This window comes from Bradyrhizobium sp. A5 (genome assembly GCF_042076515.1).
GTDB classification, from domain to species: domain Bacteria; phylum Pseudomonadota; class Alphaproteobacteria; order Rhizobiales; family Xanthobacteraceae; genus Bradyrhizobium; species Bradyrhizobium cosmicum.
Genome location: NZ_CP148990.1, coordinates 2,037,836 through 2,058,818, shown reverse-complemented (window position 1 = coordinate 2,058,818; position 20,983 = coordinate 2,037,836). Strand labels below are relative to the sequence as shown.

Annotated in this window: 24 protein-coding genes; 16 read left to right on the top strand and 8 right to left on the bottom strand. The window is 63.7% G+C overall.

What is annotated here, in order from left to right; genetic code table 11:
- Positions 1-2 precede the first annotated feature (2 nt).
- A complete protein-coding gene (locus WHZ77_RS09680) occupies positions 3-560 on the bottom strand; it encodes a PQQ-dependent catabolism-associated CXXCW motif protein (RefSeq protein WP_375313462.1) in 558 nt (185 codons plus the stop codon).
- Entirely contained in the window at positions 557-1,438 is an 882-nt protein-coding gene (locus WHZ77_RS09675) for a substrate-binding domain-containing protein (protein WP_375313461.1), read from the bottom strand. The genes WHZ77_RS09680 and WHZ77_RS09675 overlap by 4 nt, the downstream gene beginning before the upstream one ends.
- 127 nt (positions 1,439-1,565) lie before the next feature.
- On the opposite strand from WHZ77_RS09675, the gene WHZ77_RS09670 reads away from it, so the two are divergent.
- Both WHZ77_RS09670 and WHZ77_RS09665 read left to right on the top strand, forming a co-directional pair.
- Positions 1,566-2,492 (top strand): quinoprotein relay system zinc metallohydrolase 2, encoded by a 927-nt coding sequence (locus WHZ77_RS09670; protein WP_375313460.1) that lies wholly within the window; start codon positions 1,566-1,568, stop codon positions 2,490-2,492.
- A 55-nt stretch (positions 2,493-2,547) separates the two neighbouring features.
- Positions 2,548-3,366: a quinoprotein dehydrogenase-associated SoxYZ-like carrier gene (locus WHZ77_RS09665; RefSeq protein ID WP_375313459.1), complete on the top strand. Its 819-nt coding sequence runs from the start codon at positions 2,548-2,550 to the stop codon at positions 3,364-3,366.
- Positions 3,367-3,483: 117 nt separating this feature from the next.
- Here the strand turns inward: WHZ77_RS09665 and WHZ77_RS09660 are convergent, their stop codons facing one another.
- Positions 3,484-3,843 carry a hypothetical protein gene (locus WHZ77_RS09660; RefSeq protein ID WP_015684639.1) on the bottom strand — a complete coding sequence of 120 codons (360 nt, stop codon included), beginning with the start codon at positions 3,841-3,843 and terminating at the stop codon, positions 3,484-3,486.
- A gap of 134 nt (positions 3,844-3,977) precedes the next feature.
- Between WHZ77_RS09660 and WHZ77_RS09655 the strand changes: the two genes are divergently transcribed.
- From WHZ77_RS09655 to WHZ77_RS09640, 4 genes are read left to right on the top strand one after another with little or no spacing between them, the layout of a single operon-like run.
- Positions 3,978-4,925 (top strand): ABC transporter substrate-binding protein, encoded by a 948-nt coding sequence (locus tag WHZ77_RS09655; protein WP_375313458.1) that lies wholly within the window; start codon positions 3,978-3,980, stop codon positions 4,923-4,925.
- 1 nt (position 4,926) lies between these two features.
- On the top strand, positions 4,927-5,664 hold the full coding sequence (locus WHZ77_RS09650; RefSeq protein WP_375313457.1) for an ABC transporter permease: 738 nt from the start codon (positions 4,927-4,929) through the stop codon (positions 5,662-5,664).
- Positions 5,654-6,364, top strand: coding sequence for an ABC transporter ATP-binding protein (locus WHZ77_RS09645; RefSeq protein WP_375313456.1), 711 nt, complete (start codon positions 5,654-5,656; stop codon positions 6,362-6,364). Before WHZ77_RS09650 ends, WHZ77_RS09645 begins: the two co-directional genes overlap by 11 nt.
- A 47-nt stretch (positions 6,365-6,411) precedes the next feature.
- Positions 6,412-6,759 (top strand): hypothetical protein, encoded by a 348-nt coding sequence (locus WHZ77_RS09640; RefSeq protein WP_375313455.1) that lies wholly within the window; start codon positions 6,412-6,414, stop codon positions 6,757-6,759.
- A 10-nt stretch (positions 6,760-6,769) separates the two neighbouring features.
- Here the strand turns inward: WHZ77_RS09640 and WHZ77_RS09635 are convergent, their stop codons facing one another.
- Complete coding sequence (locus tag WHZ77_RS09635; protein ID WP_375313454.1) at positions 6,770-6,979, bottom strand: hypothetical protein; 210 nt, start codon at positions 6,977-6,979, stop codon at positions 6,770-6,772.
- Between the two features lie 192 nt (positions 6,980-7,171).
- On the opposite strand from WHZ77_RS09635, the gene WHZ77_RS09630 reads away from it, so the two are divergent.
- Complete coding sequence (locus tag WHZ77_RS09630; protein ID WP_375311030.1) at positions 7,172-8,347, top strand: IS481 family transposase; 1,176 nt, start codon at positions 7,172-7,174, stop codon at positions 8,345-8,347.
- An 85-nt stretch (positions 8,348-8,432) separates the two neighbouring features.
- Here the strand turns inward: WHZ77_RS09630 and WHZ77_RS09625 are convergent, their stop codons facing one another.
- From WHZ77_RS09625 to WHZ77_RS09615, 3 genes are all read right to left on the bottom strand, one after another.
- Positions 8,433-9,338 (bottom strand): hypothetical protein, encoded by a 906-nt coding sequence (locus tag WHZ77_RS09625; RefSeq protein WP_375313453.1) that lies wholly within the window; start codon positions 9,336-9,338, stop codon positions 8,433-8,435.
- A gap of 25 nt (positions 9,339-9,363) precedes the next feature.
- Entirely contained in the window at positions 9,364-9,444 is an 81-nt protein-coding gene (gene pqqA / locus WHZ77_RS09620) for a pyrroloquinoline quinone precursor peptide PqqA (protein ID WP_012029362.1), read from the bottom strand.
- 171 nt (positions 9,445-9,615) lie between these two features.
- On the bottom strand, positions 9,616-10,008 hold the full coding sequence (locus WHZ77_RS09615) for an EF-hand domain-containing protein (protein WP_143841061.1): 393 nt from the start codon (positions 10,006-10,008) through the stop codon (positions 9,616-9,618).
- 334 nt (positions 10,009-10,342) lie between these two features.
- Here WHZ77_RS09615 and WHZ77_RS09610 point away from each other — a divergent pair, with 334 nt between their 5' ends.
- The 5 genes from WHZ77_RS09610 (at position 10,343) to WHZ77_RS09590 (ending at position 15,076) form a co-directional block, all read left to right on the top strand.
- On the top strand, positions 10,343-12,007 hold the full coding sequence (locus tag WHZ77_RS09610) for a methanol/ethanol family PQQ-dependent dehydrogenase (protein WP_375313452.1): 1,665 nt from the start codon (positions 10,343-10,345) through the stop codon (positions 12,005-12,007).
- A 10-nt stretch (positions 12,008-12,017) separates the two neighbouring features.
- Complete coding sequence (locus tag WHZ77_RS09605) at positions 12,018-12,374, top strand: c-type cytochrome (protein ID WP_375313451.1); 357 nt, start codon at positions 12,018-12,020, stop codon at positions 12,372-12,374.
- A complete protein-coding gene (locus WHZ77_RS09600) occupies positions 12,371-13,297 on the top strand; it encodes an ABC transporter substrate-binding protein (protein ID WP_375313450.1) in 927 nt (308 codons plus the stop codon). The genes WHZ77_RS09605 and WHZ77_RS09600 overlap by 4 nt, the downstream gene beginning before the upstream one ends.
- Positions 13,298-13,516: 219 nt before the next feature.
- On the top strand, positions 13,517-14,506 hold the full coding sequence (locus tag WHZ77_RS09595; protein WP_375313449.1) for a Bug family tripartite tricarboxylate transporter substrate binding protein: 990 nt from the start codon (positions 13,517-13,519) through the stop codon (positions 14,504-14,506).
- A 144-nt stretch (positions 14,507-14,650) separates the two neighbouring features.
- Positions 14,651-15,076, top strand: coding sequence for a hypothetical protein (locus WHZ77_RS09590; protein ID WP_375313448.1), 426 nt, complete (start codon positions 14,651-14,653; stop codon positions 15,074-15,076).
- A gap of 39 nt (positions 15,077-15,115) precedes the next feature.
- Here WHZ77_RS09590 and WHZ77_RS09585 read toward each other — a convergent pair whose 3' ends face one another.
- Positions 15,116-16,084 (bottom strand): helix-turn-helix domain-containing protein, encoded by a 969-nt coding sequence (locus WHZ77_RS09585; RefSeq protein ID WP_151648924.1) that lies wholly within the window; start codon positions 16,082-16,084, stop codon positions 15,116-15,118.
- Between the two features lie 514 nt (positions 16,085-16,598).
- Between WHZ77_RS09585 and xoxF5 the strand changes: the two genes are divergently transcribed.
- The 4 genes from xoxF5 to gfa all read left to right on the top strand — a co-directional run bounded on the left by xoxF5 (position 16,599) and on the right by gfa (position 20,776).
- A complete protein-coding gene (xoxF5, locus tag WHZ77_RS09580) occupies positions 16,599-18,407 on the top strand; it encodes a lanthanide-dependent methanol dehydrogenase XoxF5 (protein ID WP_375313447.1) in 1,809 nt (602 codons plus the stop codon).
- Positions 18,408-18,517: 110 nt separating this feature from the next.
- The gene (locus tag WHZ77_RS09575) at positions 18,518-19,009 is read left to right on the top strand and encodes a c-type cytochrome, methanol metabolism-related (protein ID WP_375314694.1); all 492 of its coding nucleotides are present in this window, start codon (positions 18,518-18,520) and stop codon (positions 19,007-19,009) included.
- A 60-nt stretch (positions 19,010-19,069) separates the two neighbouring features.
- The gene (locus tag WHZ77_RS09570; protein ID WP_015684623.1) at positions 19,070-20,179 is read left to right on the top strand and encodes an S-(hydroxymethyl)glutathione dehydrogenase/class III alcohol dehydrogenase; all 1,110 of its coding nucleotides are present in this window, start codon (positions 19,070-19,072) and stop codon (positions 20,177-20,179) included.
- A 33-nt stretch (positions 20,180-20,212) separates the two neighbouring features.
- Entirely contained in the window at positions 20,213-20,776 is a 564-nt protein-coding gene (gene gfa, locus WHZ77_RS09565; RefSeq protein ID WP_015684622.1) for an S-(hydroxymethyl)glutathione synthase, read from the top strand.
- Positions 20,777-20,983: the final 207 nt, after the last annotated feature.

Genomic DNA, 20,983 nt, shown 5'->3' with positions numbered 1-20,983 from the left:
GCCTACTGCTCCGGGCGCGGTTCCGGCTGCGCCTCGTCGGTCGGGAGTTTTGCGCGCTCCCAGCCGTCGGTACCGTCAGGATACCAGGCGACGTTGGAATAGCCGTACGCCATCGCGCGTTTGGCGGCATTCCAGGACATCCAGCAATCAGCTAGGCAGTAGATTACGACCAGCGCGGCCTTGTTGCTGTGAGACCCCCGTGTGAGGCCGCGCTGAAAATAGTCGTCCATGGCCGGCGGCAGCGTGCCGTAGCCGGTATCCGGCAGCCAGAGACTGCCCGGAATGTTCCTGCGCGGCGCATCGCGCCAGATGGTGCCTTCCGGCAGGTTCTTCGGCTTCGGCGCCCGCGGCAGCACGTCGATGAAGACGCCGCCCTTCCCGCGCCAGATGGTTTCGGCCTCCGCCGTCGTCAGCACGCGTGCGCCCGCAAGCGTCGCCGGCACCGGCGCGCGGTAATTGTCGGTGCGATAGCCCTCGGGCTCGAACGGCTCCTGCTGCTGCGCAAACGCCGGCCCCGCCAGCGTGGCGGCGACGAGCACAGCGGCAAGATAGCGCCTCATGGTACCTTCTTGGCCGTCTCCGCACCGAGCGGCCGGTCGCTCTCGTCCAGCAGGGGCACGCCGAACTCGACCAGGATCTTGTTGATCTCGCCCTGGTTCTCCTGGATCAGCTTGTTCAACTGCCGCTTCCAGTTCTGATCGGCCGGACGCACTCCCATGCCGATGCGATAGACCAGCTTCGGTCCGGAGGGCTCCTTTACCAACGGCGTGACGTGCAGCGAGCCGGCCTTCTTCGCATAGAAACCCGCCATCGGCCCCCACAGCACACCGGCATCGATCTTGCCGGCCACGAGGTCGTCGATCATCGCCTGCGCCGAATTGTCGAAGCGCGTGTCGATCATCAGCGGGTATGGCTTTGCATCGCCCATCAGGCCGGCCAGCGCCATGTTGGTCGCCGGCGGCGTGCCGGCGACGATGCCGACATGCTTGCCCTTCAGCCGCGCATCCTCGAGCGTGTCGACGTCCTCGAGCCCGCTGCCGGCCTTGGCGACCAGCGCGTAGGACGTGCGGTAATAGGGATTGGTGCCCTGCACGAGGTCGTCGCCCTGCGGGAAGCCCATGATGACGTCGCAGCGATGCGCGCCCAGCGTCATGCGCACGAAGCCGGTGGCCTGAGGAAAGAAGACGTAGTCGAGCTTCTTGCCGAGCTTGCCTGCAAGAAACTCGGCGAGCTTGTTTTCAAACCCCTCGCCCTTTTCGTTGGAAAACGGCAGATTGCGCGGATCGGCGCAGACGCGCAAAACATTCGGGTCGACCAACTCGAACGAGAGGTCGCCGCTGTCCTTGGTCTGCGCCATGGCGACATCGCCGAACGCGCAGGACGCAACCAGGACCCATAGTGAAAACAACCAGCGACGATGTCGCCCGGCCTCCGTCATCGCGCTTCCTCCATCTTTTGCTCGAATGCTATCCATGCAACGCAGGATGCACCATGCTCTGCCAAACTTTGTATGGCTTGTCCTCTTGCAGTGCAGCGCGGCGGCCCCCTTGAACTGAGGCGAAAAAATGTCTCGCATCGCTCTCGTGATCGCAGCCTCGGCCCTGCTGGGTCTCTCGACGGTAGCACGCGTCACGGCGGCAGAATTGCCTGTGAGCGAAGTCGCACCGGGAATCTTCGTACACTCCGGGACCATCGCGCTGATGACGCGCGAGAATGAGGGCGACATCGCCAATGTCGGCTTCATCGTCGGCGAGGACGCAGTCGCCGTGATCGACACCGGCGGCAGCCTCCGCGAGGGCGAAGGGCTCCTCGCCGCCGTGCGAGCCCGCACCAGCAAACCGATCCGCTACGTCATCAACACCCACGGCCATCCCGACCATGTCTTCGGCAACGCGGCCTTCGTTGCCGAGGGAACCAGCTTCGTCGGCCACAGCAAGCTGCCACAGGCGCTGGCGGGCCGCGGGCCGTATTATCTCGACAATTTTAAACGCATCATGGGCAGCGAACTGATCGATCCCGTGAAGATCGTACCGCCCACAATACTCGTCAAGGACACGATGACGCTCGATCTCGGATCGCGCCGCCTGACCTTGCGGAGTTGGCCGGCCGGCCACAGCGACAACGACCTGACCGTGCTCGACGAGACGAGCAAGACGCTGTTCGCGGGCGACCTGGTTTTTCTCCGCCACGTTCCGGTGATGGACGGCAGCATTCGCGGCTGGCTCGGCACGCTCGGGGAACTCGAGACAATTCCGGCACTACGTGTGGTCCCAGGTCACGGGCCTGTGAGCGACTGGCCTGCCGCGCTCACGGACGAGCGGCGTTATCTCACCACGCTGCTGGCGGACGTGCGGGCGTCGAACAAGACGGGCGAGCCGATCCGGACCGCGGCGGACAAGGCGGCCGCGACGGAACGGCCACACTGGCAGCTGTTCGACGACTACAACGCCCGCAACGCAACCGCAGCATTTTCGGAAATTGAATGGGAGTAGCGAACGCGCTACGCTGGGCGGGAGATCAGCTTCGCTGACTCCGGGGACCATGACCATGCCGGGATGCACACACCGCCTGCCCCTGATCGCCGCCTTGCTCGGCATCGCCTTCGCTGTGCCTGCGCAGGCTGAAGAGGCCTACGATCCCTGGCCGGGCCTGGTGCAGGATATTTTCAACAACCGCCCGATCAACGACGGCGCCGATGTCATCGGCATCGAGATGCCCTATCGCGCCGAAGACGCGGCCATCGTGCCCGTAACCCTGCGCAGCAAGCTCTCGCCCGCCGACAGCCGCCGCATCCGCTCGATCACGCTGGTGATCGACCGCAACCCGGCACCGATGGCGGCGAAGTTCGAGCTTGGCGCGGATGCCAACGTCACCGAAATCTCCACGCGCGTGCGCGTCAACAACTACACCGACGTCCATGCGGTGGCCGAACTCACCGACGGCCAGCTCTATGTCTCGAAAGTCTATGTGAAGGCCTCGGGCGGCTGCTCGGCACCGGCAGCAAAGAATGCCGAGGAAGCCAACAACCGGCTCGGCCAGATGCGCTACCGGCAATTCGCGCGCGAGCAGGTACCGGCCAGCCGAATCCGCGAGGCGCAGATCATGATCGGCCATCCCAACAATTCCGGCCTGCAGATGGACCAGGTCACGCAGCTCTATATTCCCGCCTTCTTCGTCAACCAGCTGAAGCTGACGCAGGACGACAGCCCCGTGCTGTCGATGGAAGGCGGTATCTCGATCTCGGAAGATCCCAATCTGCGCTTCACCTATGTCTCCAACGGCGCCAAGCGAATTCGCGCGGAGGCAAAGGACACGGACGGGCACGTGTTCCGCAACGAATGGGATGTGGAGAAGCCGGGGACTTAAATCTCTCAGTCGTCATGGCCGGGCTTGTCCCGGCCATCCACGATCTTCGTGCCTACCGCCAGAACGTGGATGCCCGGGACAGGCCCGGGCATGACGAATACGTTAGGCATCCAGCGCTTAGAAACACCTCACCTCGGCTTCCGCCTGCGCACGCCGCAAATCGTTCACCGCCGAGTTCGCCTGCTCCGAGGTGCGGAACTGGACGCCCAGATTGCCGCGAACCTGGGCCATGCTGAGCGCGGTTTCGGCGGTGACATATCGTTCGTAAGAAACGATCGAAGCCACCACGTCGATCGAGCAGGAGCATTGCTCGATCGACTGCCGCGACTCGCCGTTAGCCTTCATGCAGCCATAGACATATTCCGCGCGTGCCGACGTCGGATAATCATTGGCCTCCTCGGCCCGCGCCGCGCAGGCGGTCGCAGCCCACACGGCCAATGCGGCGACAATCGGTCGTAGCTGTCCCGCCAAATTCATCCGCGTCCTCCCACAGGTTGCGACGAAAGCTATGCTATGCGTATTGTCCTGAAAAGCACTCCTTCGAGGAAACGGCTCACAAGGTGATGAGAGTTCTTAGTTTGAGAGCGCCTGGACGAATATTGGCGCTCGCGATGACGCTGACGCTGTCGCTGGCCGCACCCGGCCGCGCTGCGGAGACGATCCGCCTTGCAGTGCAGAAAACCGGAACATTCTCCTGGGAGCTGGCCGCGATCCGTGCAGGCGGCCTCGACAAGGAGGCCGATCTTTCGCTGGACGTCACCGAACTCGCCAGCCCCGAAGCCGGCAAGATCGCATTGCGCGCCGGGAGTGCCGACATCATCCTGTCCGACTGGCTGTGGGTGTCGCGCGAGCGCGCGCTCGGCGCCAGGCTGACCTTCTATCCCTATTCCAGCGCGCTCGGCGCGGTGATGGTGCCGGCGACTTCGCCGATCAAGACGCTGGCCGATCTGAAGGGCCGCAAGCTCGGCGTCGGCGGCGGCCCCATCGACAAGAGCTGGCTGCTGCTGCAGGCCCGGATGAAGCAGGACGGCATCGACATGAAGTCCGATGCGAGCATTGTCTATGGCGCACCGCCTTTGATCGCCGCCAAGGCGCTCGACGGCGAGATGGATGCGAGCCTGAACTTCTGGAATTTCTGCGCGCAGCTAGAGGCCAAAGGTTTTCGCCGCCTCGCCGGCATCGAGGACATCCTGCCGAAGCTGGGCGCCAAGGGCGCGGTCTCCGCGGTCGGCTATGTCTTCGACGAGAATTGGGCGGCGAGCCATCGCGATGCCGTGGCACGCTTCATCGCGATGACCCGCAAGGCCAAGCAGCTGCTGATCAGCTCGGATGCCGCATGGGACAGAATCGCGCCGCTGACCGGCACCAGCGATGCCACCCTGCTCAGGACATACCGCGAGCGCTATCGCGACGGCATTCCGCGCCGGAGCATCACTGATGAGGAGGTCGACGCGCGCGTGCTCTATCGCGTGCTGGCCAAGATCGGCGGCCGTGACCTCGTCGGCCCTGCGGCCGAACTCGATCCCGGCACCTTCTATCACGCAGCCCCCGGAGACTGAGGTGCTGCGTCTTCTCTCGTTTGCCCTGCTGCTCGCGATCTGGTGGATCGCCGCCCTGTTCGTCGGCGGCGCGAAACTGCCCTCCCCGCCGGCCGTGCTGGAGGTGATGATCGCGGAGGCATCGAGCGGCGCTCTGTTCCTGCATCTCGGCGCGACGCTGGCGCGCGTCATCCTCGCCTTCGTGCTGGCGATGTCGCTGGGCAGCGCGATCGGCTACCTCATGGGGCGAGTGAAGCTCGCCGACCGGCTCGGCGATCCCTGGCTGATCCTGCTCTTGAACCTGCCGGCACTGGTCGTGATCGTGCTCGCCTATATCTGGGCCGGTCTGACCGAAGCGGCCGCAATCGCGGCGATTGCCATCAACAAGCTGCCGACCGCCATCGTCACCCTGCGCGAAGGCACGCGCACGCTCGACCGTTCGCTGGACGAGATGGCGACCGTGTTCGCAATGCCGCGCTGGCGCGCCTTCCGTCATGTCGTGCTGCCGCAACTGGCCCCCTATATCGCGGCCTCCGCCCGCTCCGGGCTGTCGCTGGTGTGGAAGATCGTGCTGGTCGCCGAGTTGCTGGGACGGCCGAACGGGGTCGGATTCGAGATCGGCGTCGCCTTCCAGCTGTTCGACACGCCACGGCTGCTGGCCTATTCGTTGACCTTCGCCGCCGTCGTGCTCGTGATCGAAACCTTGCTGGTGCAGCCGTTCGAAGCCCGCGCAACCCGGTGGCGGCCCCGTGCGGCTTGAGGTCGAGATCACAGGCAAGACGTTCAACAATGCCGCGGGCGGAACGCACGAGGTGCTGGCGCCGGTCAAGTTCGCGCTCCAATCCGGCGAGGTCGGCGTGCTGATCGGCCCCTCGGGTTGCGGCAAGAGTACGATGCTGCGCATCATCCTCGGGCTCGACCGCGATTTCGCCGGGCATATCGCGCGGCCGCCGGAGGCGCGGATCGGCATGGTGTTCCAGGAGCCGCGGCTGCTGCCTTGGCGCTCGGTCGAGCAGAATGTGCGGCTGGCTGCGCCTGACGTCACCGACGCCAAGCTGTCGGAGCTGTTCAGGATTCTCGAGCTGGAGGCGCATCGCAGCCACTTTCCCGGCGAATTGTCGCTGGGCCTGGCCCGCCGCGTCGCACTTGCCCGCGCTTTTGCGGTCGAGCCCGATCTGCTCGTGCTCGACGAGCCCCTCGCCTCGCTCGACGACGCGCTCGCCGGCCGGCTGCGTGACGAGATCGCGACGCTGGTCGCAAGCCGCCCAGTGATGACGCTGCTCGTCACCCACAGCCTCGACGATGCGATCCGGCTCGGCGACCGGCTGTTTGTCTTGTCGCCGCGGCCGGCGCGTATCGTGCAGGAAGTGCCGATCGGCATTCCGCGCGCCAAGCGCACCGAGGCGGAGCTCGCAAGGATCAGGTCAGAGCTTGCGGCGGTGCAGCTTGAATCGAAATGAAAACTCGTGGTCAACTGGACCAAAGGAATTGTCGAGGGAGGTTCACCATGCGGCGTACGCTGATTGCGGTCGGCATCCTGTTGGTTGCGATGCCGGGCGCGGCGCTCGCGCAGGGCAAGGGCATCCGGCTCTGGAACCTCACGACGGAGACGATCTCCGGCTTCCAGCTCTCTCCCGCCGGCAAGACCGACTGGGGTCCGAACCAGTGCCTGAACGACAAGGACAAGGAGGTCGACCACGACGAGCGGCTGCGCATCACCGGCGTCGAGCCCGGCCGCTACGACGCCAGGGTCAGCTATCCCAATTCACGGCAGTGCGTCGTTCGCGACATCGAGATCAAGGCGGACGCGGTGTTCTCGATCGCCGACAAGGATCTGAAGGACTGCACGAAGTAGCGAAGTCGCCTCACGCCTTGTCGTTCGGGTGCGGATATTCGCAGCGCCAGCGCACCGCCTGCCACTTCGGATGGTCGCCGACCCATTGCGCGATATAGGGCGGCGCGGCCATCGCGCATTGCGCCGGCGACCCCGCGAAGTTGAACACCAGATGCTGCTCCTCGCAGGTCGCAGGCGAGAGCACCGCACATACGGTTACCACCAGGTCGATCGGGTTCATGCCGGGATCCTCTCGCGGGGCGGGACGGAGTTTAGCACAAAGGGATACGGCCGGAGGAGCGGGAAGTTTCAAACGCCGCAACCTCGTCATGGCCGGGCTTGTTGTTTAGCCCGGACAGATCACTGACGGGTGTTCGGAGACATAGCTGACACATCAACATTGGCTGGATTGGTCCGATTCGGGAGGCCGTCCATGCCCTGGAGTGAGGTGTCAGTAATGGATCAGCGCCATGAGTTCGTGCGGCTGGCCTTGCAGGAAGGCGCCAATCGGCGCGAGCTGTGCCGGCGGTTCGATATTAGTCCTGACGTCGGCTACAAATGGCTGCGGCGCTGGCTGGCTGGCGATCGGGAGCTGGCGGACAGCTCGCGGCGGCCGCATGCGATGCCCAGGCGCAGCGAGCCTGCGGTCGAGACGCAGGTGCTCGCGGTGCGTGACAAGCATCCGGCCTGGGGCGCGCGCAAGATCGCCCACTGCCTGAAGCGGAACGGCCAGACGGTACCTGTGCCGTCAACGGTGCACCGGATCCTGTGCCGGAACGGCCGGGTCAAACCGAGCGAGAATGCGCCGCCCAATCCGGGACACCGCTTCGAGAAGGAAGCACCCAACCTGCTGTGGCAGATGGACTTCAAGGGCCACATGCCGCTCGCTGACGGCACGCGGTGCCATCCGCTGACCATCGTCGACGATCACTCGCGCTATGTCCTGTGCCTGAAGGCGTGCGCCGACGAACGGCGTCTTACCGTGCAGGATCACCTGACGGCGACGTTCCGTTGCTATGGCCTGCCGGAGGCCTTCTACACCGACAACGGCTCCCCCTGGGGCGATACGTCCGGCGTCCGCTGGACCGGATTGAAGGTGTGGCTGCTCAAGCTGGGCGTCAGGGTGGTGCATGCCCGGCCATGTCACCCACAGGCCCGCGGCAAGAACGAACGCTTCCATCGCACGCTGAAGGCTGAAGTCTTTGCGATGCGTCGCTTCCGCACTCTCCCGGAAGTCCAACGCGCCCTTGATGCCTGGCGGCCGGTCTACAATCTGGAGCGCCCCCACCAAGGCCTCGATATGCACGTTCCCGCCGATCGCTTCCGACCGAGTGCCCGTGCCATGCCGGCCCGTGTCCCGAACGTCGAGTACGACAGCGGCGAGATCGTGCGCAGGGTCTCATCGACAAGACCCTACATCTCCTTCAAGGGACGCTTCTGGAAGGTTCCTCAGGCCTTCGCACGCGAACGGCTTGCCATCAGGCCGCTGGATCGTGACGGCCATTACGGCATCTTCTTCGCCAGCTGGCAGGTCGCATCAATCGACTTGACTAACCGCCAACCTGTCAGTGATGTGTCCGAACAGGTGTCAGCCATGTCTCCGGACTAAACACTTGTCCCGGCCATCCACGCCTTGGATCGCGGAACGAAGAACGTGGATGCCCGGACAAGCCAGGGCGTGACGATCTTCTGCGCTAGAAATTCACCCCAAATATCAACCGCGCCTGGTGCCGCTCGAAATTGACGAGGTCGAGATTGCCGGCCGACCCGGCCGGGCGGCCCCAGGCCTGCATGCTCCAGCTCATGGTGAGCCGCGATCGGTCGGAGAGCTGGACGTAAGCGGTCGGCCCCACGAACAGCGCCTGCCCTGCGAACTCGCCGAGACCGATGCCCTCGTACTGCCGGAAATAGCGCATCTCGCCGCCGAGCAGCACATTGGGGCGGACGCGCACCAGGCCGGCGAAGGCGGCGCCGATGGTCGAGCTCTTCTCGGAGACTCCCGCGACCTCGAAGCGCGCCCATTCCGGCTGATAGATCAGGTTGAGCGCGCCGATGGCGAAATTCGGGATCAGTTCGCGGTCGAAGGCGAGAGTGAAATCGGTGCCGTACATCCGCCCTTTTGCGCCAGATGTTTCATCGATGCGATCGCCATGGAGGTCGGCGGCGACGGTCAAACCGAACGGCGCACGCTCGCGGTCGAGCAGGCGATAGCGCAAATCGAGCGAGGCGCCCTGGAAATTGAACTGGCGGCGATCGCCGATATCAGGGACGCCGGTGATGTCGTGCAGCGTGGCCGTGCCGCCAAGCTCGATGCGGAAGTTCGGCAGCGGGACGACCTCGATTTCGACCTCATGCGCGAGGGCGCGATAGGTGCCGCTACCCTTGCCGAATCGCCCCGTCGTCTCAGTCTGGAATTCGCGCTCGCCGGGATTTCCGACATCGGTGCCGATCATGAAGCCGAAGATGTGCTCGGTATCGAAGCCCTCTTCGGCGCGGACACATGCCGGTGCAAGCGCGATTGTGCATGCAACCGCCGTCCAGATTGTGTGGGCTCCAACGCGCATCATGAACACTACCACGGCTTCAACGGCGTTCGCCACCGAAGCCGTGGCAGGTTCGTCAGTCCTACTTGCGCGCAGCGCAGGCGTACATGTTGATTTCCATGCCGACCGGCACTTCCACGATCTTCGGAGCTTTCCAGGCCATTCGGGTCTCCCAAGGATATTGGGCGCGACAATCGCGCCGGGCGAAACCTAGGGCTGCCTCAAGTGCAGCGCAAGTTGGAATCGAACCGCTGATGCAGCGAACTGTCGCAATACGCTTGCGAATTTCCCTCTCGGGCAAATCGCGTTCGCTCCCAGTCAAGCGCGGTTGCTCTCAGCGCAACAATCGCAGCAGTGCGCGGCCGGCGCGCGAGTTCAACTCCTTCGCATCCAGCGTTCCGTCCTTGTCGGGATTCGCCGCGTTGAAGCGCTGCTCCACCACGGACAGGTATTCGTCGAGCGTGAGTGTGCCGTCGCGATCGGGATCCGCGGCGGCGAGTTCTTTCGCCGTCAACCGTCCGCGCAATTCGCGTGCGTCCAGCGTTCCATCGTGATCGGGATCGAGCCTGGCGAACAACGCGGCCGCTGCCTTCTTGACCTCGGCAAGATCGAGCGTGCCGTCATTGTCGGTATCGAACATCTTCACCGCACCGCCGGAGGCCGACCAGGCCGGACCGGACAGCACTGCGATCGTGAGCGCAAGCGCAATTGAGCGACGCGATATCATCTTGACCTCCCTGACCATGAGCCCCGATTCGAACAGGACCCGCTCAACATAAGTCCGCAAGCAGATGCCAGTTCAAGCCGGAATTGCGAGTCGCCGGAAGACACCGAACCCGGTCGCGAGCGACTCTCGCATCGCATCAATCTTCGCACGATGGAAATTGATGCAGCGCATTCGCGCAAGACGAGCAAATTCACTCGAAGATTGCCGCGTGCACCCTGACATCTGGCGTCCAACAAATCGGCAGCGCGCGTTCGACTTTCGTATTGACGGGTTTTGCATTCGGGCGGAGTGTTGCACCCGCAGCGTCAAAAGGCGCGCATATTGGGAGGAACGGATGAAACGCTTTGCGATGGCCGCGAGCCTCGTCATGCTTGCATCGACGTGTGCCAACGCCCAGACCACCGAGCAGTTGGTCAAGGGTGCGACCGATACATCGAATGTTCTCAACTACGGGATGGGCTACAATCTCCAGCGCTTCTCGACCCTGAACCAAGTCAACAAGGACACCGTCAAGAACCTCGTCCCGGTCTGGAACTACAGCTTCAATGACGATCGCAGCGAGGAATCACAGCCGCTGGTGTACCAGGGCGTGATCTATGTGACGTCGCACAACGCCACCATGGCGGTGGACGCCAAGACCGGCAAGCAGATCTGGAAATCCAAGATCGAATATCCCGCCGAGACCCCCCGCATCGTCTGCTGCGGCATCATCAATCGCGGCGCCGCGCTCTACGACGGCAAGGTGTTCCGCACGACGCTGGATGCCAACGTAATCGCGCTCGATGCCAAGAACGGCAAGGAACTGTGGCGGCAGAAGGCCGCCGACATCAAGGAAGGTTATTCGATGACGGTGGCCCCGCTGGTCGCCGACGGTGTCGTCATCACCGGCATCTCCGGCGCCGAGTTCGGCACCCGCGGCTTCATCGACGGCTGGGATCCGGCAACGGGCAAGCATCTGTGGCGTACCCATTCGATCCCCTCACCCGACGAGCCCGGCGGCGACACCTGGAAGGGCGACACCTGGAAGCTCGGCGGCGGCTCGACCTGGATCACGGGCTCATATGACCCCGAGCTCAACACGGTCTATTGGGGCATCGGTAATCCCGGCCCGTTCAATTCGGCGGTGCGTCCCGGCGACAACCTCTACACCTGCTCCGTGCTGGCGATGGATCCCAAGACCGGCAAGATCAAGTGGCACTACCAGTTCTCGCCGAACAATCCGTTCGACTATGACAGCGTGGCCGAGATGGTCCTCGCCGACATGAATGTCGAGGGCAAGCCGACCAAGGTGCTGATGGATGCCAACCGCAACGGCTTCTTCTACGTGCTCGACCGCACCAACGGAAAGCTGCTCGCCGCCAATCCTTACGTGAAGGTGAACTGGGCGACCGGCATCGACATGAAGACGGGGCGGCCGATCGAGACCGACGTTTCGAAGGACGCGCGCGAGGGCAAGAAGGTGACAGTCTATCCGTCGATCCTCGGCGGCAAGAACTGGGAGCCGATGTCGTTCAATCCGCAGACCGGCCTTGCCTACGCCAACACACTCGCCTTCGGCGGCCGGTACAAGACCGAGCCTGTCACCTTCAAGCAGGGCGAATGGTATCTCGGCATGGACCTCACTGATCTCTGGGAGTGGGGTGACGGCCCGCGCGGTCATCTCAAGGCGATTGATCCCATGACCGGCAAGTCGAAGTGGGAAGCGCCGAGCGACATCCCGCGCTTCTCGGGCGTGCTGTCGACCGCGGGTGGCGTCGTGTTCTCTGGCGCTCTGACCGGCGAGTTCGAGGCCTTCGACGCCGACACCGGCAAGAAGCTCTGGCAGTTCCAGACCGGCTCCGGCATCGAGGGACAGCCGGTGACGTGGCAGCAGGACGGCGTGCAGTACGTCGCCGTCACGAGCGGCTATGGCGGCGTCTACTCGCTGTTCTCCGGCGACGAACGGCTTGCCAACGTGCCGCCCGGCGGCTCGCTGTGGGTGTTTGCGGTGAAGCAATAGCCACGGCACGATGCTGAAAGAGGTCTCTCTCAGGACGGTGGCGATCATCGCCACCGTCGCGGTGCTGACGGTCGCGCTTGCGGCGACCGTTCGTGCCGCGGACGATTCAACCGGCAATCCCGTGCAGGCGCAGATCGACCACGGCAAGTCGACCTATGCCGAGAAATGCTCGCACTGCCACGGCCCCAACATGCTGAACCCCGGCACCATCACGCCGGACCTGCGCGCCTTCCCCGACGACAGGACGCGCTTCGTCACCACGGTGAAGAACGGCAAGAACAACAAGATGCCGCCCTGGGCCGACATTCTCAGCGACGACGAGATCGGCAATCTCTGGGCGTTCATCTCGAGCCGGAGGAAGCCATGAAGCACTGGCTCGCCGCATGGGGCACGGCCGCGATCCTCGCGGCGGCGCCGGCCGTCCATGCGGCCGACGATCCGCTGAGGATCTGTCTCGACGAGGATCGGCCACCGCTCTCGGTGCATCAAAAAGGCAGGCCGGACTCCGGCTTCGACGTTTTGCTGGCGCAGGCGATCGCGGAGCGGATGGGGCGGCCGCTGAAAATCCAGTGGTTTGAAAGCAGACTGGACGAGGATTCGAGCCCGCAACTCGAAGCCAATGCACTGCTTTCCGACGGGCGCTGTTCGCTGGTCGGCGGCTACGCGTTGACGTCGGATTCCCTGGTCAAGCCCGGCATGAAGACGGCGCGCCTGCCTGACTTCGCCGGCGCCACGCGCGACGACCGCCGACGGCGCGTCGCACTCGGCTTGCTCGCGCCGAGCCAGCCTTACGTCTATTCGCCGATGACGGTCGTACTCGGCCCCAAGGCGCAGGGGCGCAAGATCGGCGGCATCGGCGATCTCGCCGGCCTTCGCCTCGTGATCGAGAGCGGATCGCTGGGCGACGCCATCCTGATGACGTTCGACAAGGGACGCCTGATCGACAGCATCACCCATCTCGTGCCCGGCCGCGACGACCTGCTCGGCGCGCTGGCCCGCGGTGATCATGACGCGACGCTGATAGATCTCGGCCGCTTCGACGCCCATCGTGCCGCGCATCCCGACACCGCGATCACGCCTTCCGGCTACTACTACCCGATCGGCGCCAATCGCGGCTATGTCGGGCTCGCCAGCGATCCCGCCCTGATGGAGGCCGCCAACAAGGCGCTGACAGCGCTCGCTGCCGAGGGCAAGATCGCCGAATTTGGCAAGCAGGCCGGCCTGACCTACCTGCCGCCGCGCGAGCCCGTGATCCTCGGCGATGTCTGGATGAAGATCATTCAGCAGTGATGCTCCGCAGAGCCGGCAACGCAATTCACTGCCGTGTGGGCCCCGGCTCCGCAGCGCACCGCTGAAGTAGCGCTGCGCGTATGACGCGAAAGGTGCAATCGTCCGGACGACGCACGATTGCGGACGGTGCCGCCATTCGAATGCGCCAATGTGTCTCGCCTCCCGCCCATGGCGGCGCCAGCCTGATGCAGTAGGTTCGGCCAAAATCAGGAGGGAATCATGTCTGCCAAACTCGATCGCCGCCACTTCATCGCCGCCGGTACCACTGCACTCGCGATGCCATTCGTTGCGCGCGGCGCCTCGGCGCAAGGCAGCTGGCCGTCGCGGCAGATTCGCATGATTTGCAGCTATCCCGCTGGCGGACAGACCGACCTGCTCGCGCGCGCCTATGGCGAATTCATCTCCAAGCAGATCGGCAAGACGGTCGTCGTCGAGAACAAGCCCGGGGCCTCCGGTGCGATCGGCACCGCGGAGGTCGCCCGCGCCGAGCCCGACGGCCACACCATGCTGTGCTCGATCTCGACCACCTACATCATGAACCGCGTGGTCATGAAGAATCCCGGCTACGACATGGACAAGGATTTGACGCTCGTCAGCGTCATTCCGGGCGCAGGCCTCTTGCTGATCGCGAACCCCAAGACCGGCGTCAAGACGCTGGAGGATTTCGTCGCCTTCGCCCGCAAGAGCGGCAAGGTGAATTTCGGCACCTACAGCGCGGGCTCGGCTCCGCACATGACGATCAACGAAATCAACAAGCAATACGGGCTCAATATCGAGCCGGTCCACTACCGCGGCGAAGCCCCGATGTGGACGGGCATGCTGGAAGGCACGCTCGACGCCGCGATGGGCAGCTACACTGCGGCACAATCCGTCCTGCAAAGCGATCGCGGCACCGTGTTTGCCGTGCACTCGAAGAAGGTCGATGCGATCCCCGCCATCAAGACCCTCCCCGAGCAGGGCGCGACGTCGAAATTTTTCACGGTAAGCGGCTTCTCCGGTTGGGCGGTCCCGAAGGCGACGCCGCAAACGGTCGTCGACCGCCTGGCCGAGCTTTGCGTTGCCGCCAACAGCGATCCGAAAGTGAAGGAGGTTCTGGCAACCTTCGTGCTCGAGCCGGCGATCGGCTTCAAGGAGACCAACGCACTGTATCAGCGCGAGCTGCCGATCTGGATCGAGAGCGCGAAGTCGCTCGGCCTCGAGCCGGCCTGAACTTTCGGGCACGGCGCGGCGGGTTATCTTCCGCTGCGCCGCACGGCATCCGACCAAAGCCTAGTGTCGGAAACGCAATTGCAGGCTATGATTGCGCGATGCCGCCGGAACACTTCACCGGCGCGGAGAAAAAAGGCAGCTCGCATGACGCCGGATCCGCTGGCCGTTGCCGCCATGATCATCCTGCTCTTTCCGATGGGCTATTTCACACTGGCCTCGCCGGCCTTCCTACTGGTGAAGCTCGACGTGCGGCCCGTCGCCCAGCTGCTGCGCGGAATGTTCAACGCCCATTTTCTGATGATGAGCGTAGCCGGGATTATCGGGACGGCGGCTTTCCTCCTCGCCGGCCGGCTGCTCTTCGCTGCCATCGTCGGCCTTCTGGCGGCTCTGGCCATCGTCGGACGCCGCCGGTTCATGCAGCGGATGGACGATCAGCTCAGCGCCGGGGATGCCGGCGACGCCGATGCCGCGCGTCAGCTACGCCGACTGCATTGGAGCGGCATGCTCGGCAATGCGGTCCTGCTTGCCGGTCTGCTGGCCAGCATTCCCTATGTTTCCACGACGGCGTGAGGGGCATCCTCGCGCGGGTGGACCGAAAGCCCTGCCCGCCTAATGCTCGTTCGCGACGGCCGCGCCCTGCTGTGCCTTGTGGATCGAGGACGGCACCACGCCGAAATATTTCCGGAACACACGGCTGAAATGCGATGAGCTGGAGAAACCCCAGGAGAACGCAACGTCGGTGATGGTCTTGCCGCCGTGAGCTTCGAGCTCCTGGCGGCAGTTCTGCAGACGCGCCTGCCAGATGTAATCGCTCACCGTGGTGCCGCGCTCGGAAAACAGCATGTGCAGATAGCGCTTGGAGCAGCCGAGCTCGGCGGAGATCTGGTCGATGCACAGATCCGGATCGCGCAGATGCTCGCGGATGAAGAACTGCGCGCGCACATACATTGCCTCGGGCCCGACACGATCGAACCCCGTGTCCGCTTCGCGCAGCGGCAGCAGCAAGAGATCGATCAGCGAATCGGCGACGCCGACCGCGCTGTTCGCCGAAAGCTTGGCCGCCTCGTCGAAGGTCGCGTGGACGAAATCATGGGCGATCCGTCCCGTACCCGTCTTCGCCGACAGCTTGCAGGCCGGCATCCGCTGCGACGGGAAACCGCGGTCGCGCAACAGCGCCTTCGGAACGATCACCACGTCGTGGCGGGTGAAGGCGGGGCTGATGATCAAATGCGGACAGGAGACATCGTAGGCGATGATGTCGCCCGGGTTGATTTCGATGTGGCGCCCTTCCTGCTCGAAATAGGACACGCCGTAGGTCTGAAAGTGAATCTTTATGTACGGGTGTTCATTGGCCTTGGCGCGCGCCAGCGTGTGCGCGATGCGATGCTGGCTGACCTCGATCTGGCAAAGCTTGAGACGCGAGACTGATGTGTAGTCGATGCGGCCTTCGAGCGAGGACGCCTCCAGCGGATCGACGTCGAAATGCCCGCACAGACTCGTCAGCCCGTCGATCCAGCTCTGGATCTGCCGCTTCGGCGTCAGTCCTGTCGTCGAGAGCGTGTGAATTGTGTCGGACATTAATCCAGCCACTGGTGTTACCCGGGATTCGACGCGAATCGCGACCAGCGCTGCGGAGCCCTGACCCTTGATTGCGTGACGTTTACCTCAAATTTGGGCGATCTTTGGAACGAGCGCCACCGTTCCCTTGCCACCCTTGAAACTTAATCCTCCGCCTTAGTTGCAGCGTCGTCAAGGGGAACCTGAGCGTTGAGCGCGGTCGCGTCGTCGCGCAGAAGCCGCTGAATTCGCTACTGCAAAATCAAAATGTTCGCATCCGTGCGCTGTCAAGCAAACCGGCTTCTCTCTTGGGCAAGTTTCCCGATGGCGAAGTCGTTACGGATTGCAGCAGGAACAATAAAAACGGGCCGCTCCTGCACGCGGACCCGTAGCTCTCATCCCGAGGAGGAAACAGCACAGCATCGTTTCTGGTTCCCAATCTTGACCGCCCTGCACGAGCAGACGCCGGACGAGAAGCCCGGCGATTGAGCAATGCTTCGGAAACAATAAAACGAGATCAAACGGAGGAATGACTATGCGCAAGGTGCTACTGGCGACCTTTCTTGGCTCCGCGGCGGCGCTCGCCGTCGGCAGCGCGTCAGCCAATGACGAGCTGAACAAGATGTCGCAGAACCCGAAAGACTGGGTGATGCCGGCGGGCGACTATGCCAATTCCCGCTATTCCAAGCTGAATCAGATCAACGCCCAAAACGTCGGCAAGCTTCAGGTCGCCTGGACCTTCTCGACCGGCGTGCTGCGCGGCCACGAAGGCGGCCCGCTGATCATCGGCAACATGATGTACGTCCACACGCCGTTCCCGAACAAGGTCTACGCTATTGACCTTTCAAACGAGAACAAGATCGTCTGGAGGTATGAGCCCAAGCAGGATCCGAACGTCATCCCGGTGATGTGTTGCGACACGGTCAATCGTGGCGTCGCCTATGGTGACGGCAAGATCTTCCTGCATCAGGCCGACACGACCCTGGTCGCGCTCGATGCCAAGACCGGTCAGGTTGCATGGACCGCCAAGAATGGCGATCCCGGCAAGGGCGAGACCGGCACCTCGGCGCCGCTCGTCGTCAAGGATAAGGTGCTGATCGGCATCTCGGGCGGTGAGTTCGGCGTTCAGGCCCATATGTCCGCCTACGACATCAAGACCGGCAAGCTGGCCTGGCGCGGCTATTCGGAAGGACCGGACAACCAGCTCCTGGTCGATGCCGAGAAGACCACCGCGCTCGGCAAGCCGATCGGCAAGGACTCCAGCCTCAAGACCTGGCAAGGCGACCAGTGGAAGATCGGCGGCGGCGCCACCTGGGGCTGGATCTCCTACGATCCCGAGCTGAACCTCGTCTATTACGGGTCGGGCAATCCCTCGACCTGGAATCCGAAGCAGCGTCCCGGCGACAACAAATGGTCGATGACGATCTGGGCACGCAATCCGGACACCGGCCAAGCCAAGTGGGTCTATCAGATGACGCCCCATGACGAGTGGGATTACGACGGCGTCAACGAGATGATCCTCTCGGACCAGTCGATCAACGGCACGCCGCGCAAGCTGCTGACCCATTTCGACCGCAACGGCCTCGCCTACACGATGGACCGTGCGACCGGTGAACTCCTGGTCGCCGAGAAGTACGACCCGAAGGTGAACTGGACCTCCGGCGTCGACATGGACAAGAACTCGCCGACCTACGGCCGGCCGAAGGTGCTCGACGCTGCTTCGACCGACAAGGCGGGCGAGGACCACAACGTGAAGGGCATCTGCCCGGCCGCGCTCGGCACCAAGGACGAGCAGCCGGCAGCCTACTCGCCGGACACGCAGCTGTTCTATGTTCCGACCAACCACGTCTGCATGGACTATGAGCCGTTCAAGGTGAGCTACACCGCGGGCCAGCCCTATGTGGGTGCGACGCTCTCGATGTATCCGCCGGCGGGTGAGACCCATATGGGCAACTTCATCGCCTGGGACGGCAAGACCGGCAAGATCGTCTGGTCGAACAAGGAGCAGTTCTCGGTCTGGTCGGGTGCGCTCGCAACCGCCGGCGGCGTGGTGTTCTACGGCACGCTCGAAGGCTATCTGAAGGCAGTCGATGCCAAGTCCGGCAAGGAGCTCTACAAGTTCAAGACTCCCTCCGGCATCATCGGCAACGTCACGACCTATGAGAACGGCGGCAAGCAGTATGTCGCAGTGCTCTCGGGCGTCGGCGGCTGGGCCGGCATCGGCCTGGCGGCAGGCCTGACCGATCCGACCGCCGGTCTCGGCGCAGTCGGCGGCTACGCAGCCCTCAGCAACTACACGGCTCTCGGCGGTACGCTGACCGTATTCTCGCTGCCGGCGAACTAGCCCCAGCCCGCATCGTTCCGGCGCGTGGATCAACTCCACGCGCCGGCTCGTCTCCAACTGATGCCGTCGAGGACAAACTCTTGCGTAAAATCTGCTCTGTCATTGCTGCGATGATCTTCGTTGCCTCGGGGGGAATTGCTGTTGCGGAAGGTCCGGGCGATCCGACCGCCGTGAAGAAGGAAGACGACGGAAAATGGCTCGATAAGGAAGGCAACCCGACCTACAAGATTTCGGCCGACGGCAGCGTGGACTGGTTCACCTATTCCGGATACCGCCGCTATCACTCCGACTGCCACGTCTGCCATGGCCCCGACGGCATGGGATCCACCTACGCACCGGCGCTGAAGGACTCGGTGAAGACCATGAGTTATGGCGACTTTCTTGCCGTGGTTGCCTCCGGCCGCAAGAACATCTCGACTGCGCAGGAGAATGTCATGCCGGCGTTCGGCGACAACCCGAACGTCGCCTGCTACATGGACGATCTCTACGTCTATCTTCGCGCCCGCTCGACCGAAGCCTGGGGTCGGCAGCGTCCCGCCAAGAAGGACGAGAAGAACGAGGTCTACACCAAGGCGGAAGACGCCTGCATGGGCCACAAATGAACGTTACGAGGACCGCCAAGACTACTTCTTGGCGTCCTATGAGAATCTGAGGAGTTACCGATGAAGACACGTGCCGCCGTCGCTTTCGAAGCAAAGAAGCCGCTCGAGATCGTCGAACTCGATCTGGAAGGGCCGAAGGCCGGCGAAGTGCTGGTCGAGATCAAGGCGACGGGCATCTGCCATACCGACGCCTACACGCTCGACGGCTTCGACAGCGAGGGAATTTTCCCGTCGATCCTGGGCCATGAGGGCGCAGGCATCATCCGCGAGATCGGACCGGGCGTCACCTCAGTAAAGCCGGGCGACCACGTCATCCCGCTCTACACCCCGGAATGCCGGCAGTGCAAAAGCTGCCTGAGCCAGAAGACCAATCTCTGCACCGCGATCCGCGCGACGCAAGGCAAGGGCGTGATGCCGGACGGCACCAGCCGCTTCTCCTACAAGGGCAAGCCGGTCTACCACTATATGGGCTGCTCGACCTTCTCGAACTTCACCGTGCTGCCGGAGATCGCGGTCGCCAAGATCCGCGAGGACGCGCCGTTCGACAAGAGCTGCTACATCGGCTGCGGCGTCACCACCGGCGTCGGCGCCGTGGTCAACACCGCCAAGGTCGAGCCGGGCTCCAACGTGGTCGTGTTCGGCCTCGGCGGCATCGGCCTCAACGTGATCCAGGGCGCCAAGATGGCCGGCGCCGACAAGATCATCGGCGTCGACATCAACGACTCCAAGGAGGATTGGGGCCGCCGGTTCGGCATGACCGAGTTCGTCAACCCCAAGAAGATCACCGGCGACATCGTCCAGCATCTCGTCGGCCTTACCGACGGCGGTGCCGACTACACCTTCGACTGCACCGGCAACACCACCGTGATGCGCCAGGCGCTGGAAGCCTGCCATCGCGGCTGGGGCACCTCGATCATCATCGGCGTCGCCGAATCCGGCAAGGAGATCGCCACCCGCCCGTTCCAGCTCGTCACCGGGCGTAACTGGCGCGGCACGGCCTTCGGCGGCGCGCGTGGCCGCACCGACGTGCCGAAGATCGTCGACTGGTACATGAACGGAAAGATCCAGATCGATCCGATGATCACCCACGTGCTCAAGCTCGAAGAGATCAACAAGGGTTTTGACCTCATGCACGAGGGCAAATCCATTCGTTCCGTCGTCGTGTACTAGCTCGAAAGCGTCACCCCCAAGGAGGATCGACCCATGACTGTTGCACTCCATCCCTCGATCGACAACGGCCTCAAACAAGGCACCGGCCATTTTGCCGGCGGCACGCTCGCCTGCAAATGCAAGGACCACCAGGTCAAGGTCGCGGTGAAGGGTGACGTCGCCCACAACCACGCCTGCGGCTGCACCAAGTGCTGGAAGCCGCAGGGCGCGACATTCTCCGTCGTCGCCGTCGTGCCGCGCCAGAACGTCAGCGTGCTCGAGAACGGCGACAAGCTTGAGATCGTCGACGCGTCCGCGGTGATCCAGCGCCACGCCTGCAAGGCCTGCGGCACGCATATGTTCGGCCGCATCGAGAACAAGAACCACCCGTTCTACGGCCTCGACTTCATCCACCCCGAACTGTTCCAGGAACAGGGATCGCAGGCGCCGCAATTCGCCGCCTTTGTCTCCTCCGTGATCGAATCGGGCGTGAAGCCGGAACAGATGGCCGGCATCCGCGCACGGCTGAAGGAAATCGGGCTCGAGCCCTATGACTGCCTGTCGCCGGCGCTGATGGACGCGATCGCAACCCACGTGGCGAAAGCCAAAGCCGCGTAACCAAGGCGGCCTGAACAAGGCCGCCGGACCACAGTCCTTGCCCCGTCCACTCGCTGCCCCCCAGCGAGCCGGACGGGGCCAGTCTCGGGGCGACCGCGGCGATGCCGCCGCCTCTCTGCGTATGAGGGCCATGAGCTCCTCAGTCCTGGTCTCTGAATGACTGCGCAGTGCCGCCCGCTTCCTGCTTGAAGTCCGCGCCCCTGCGTT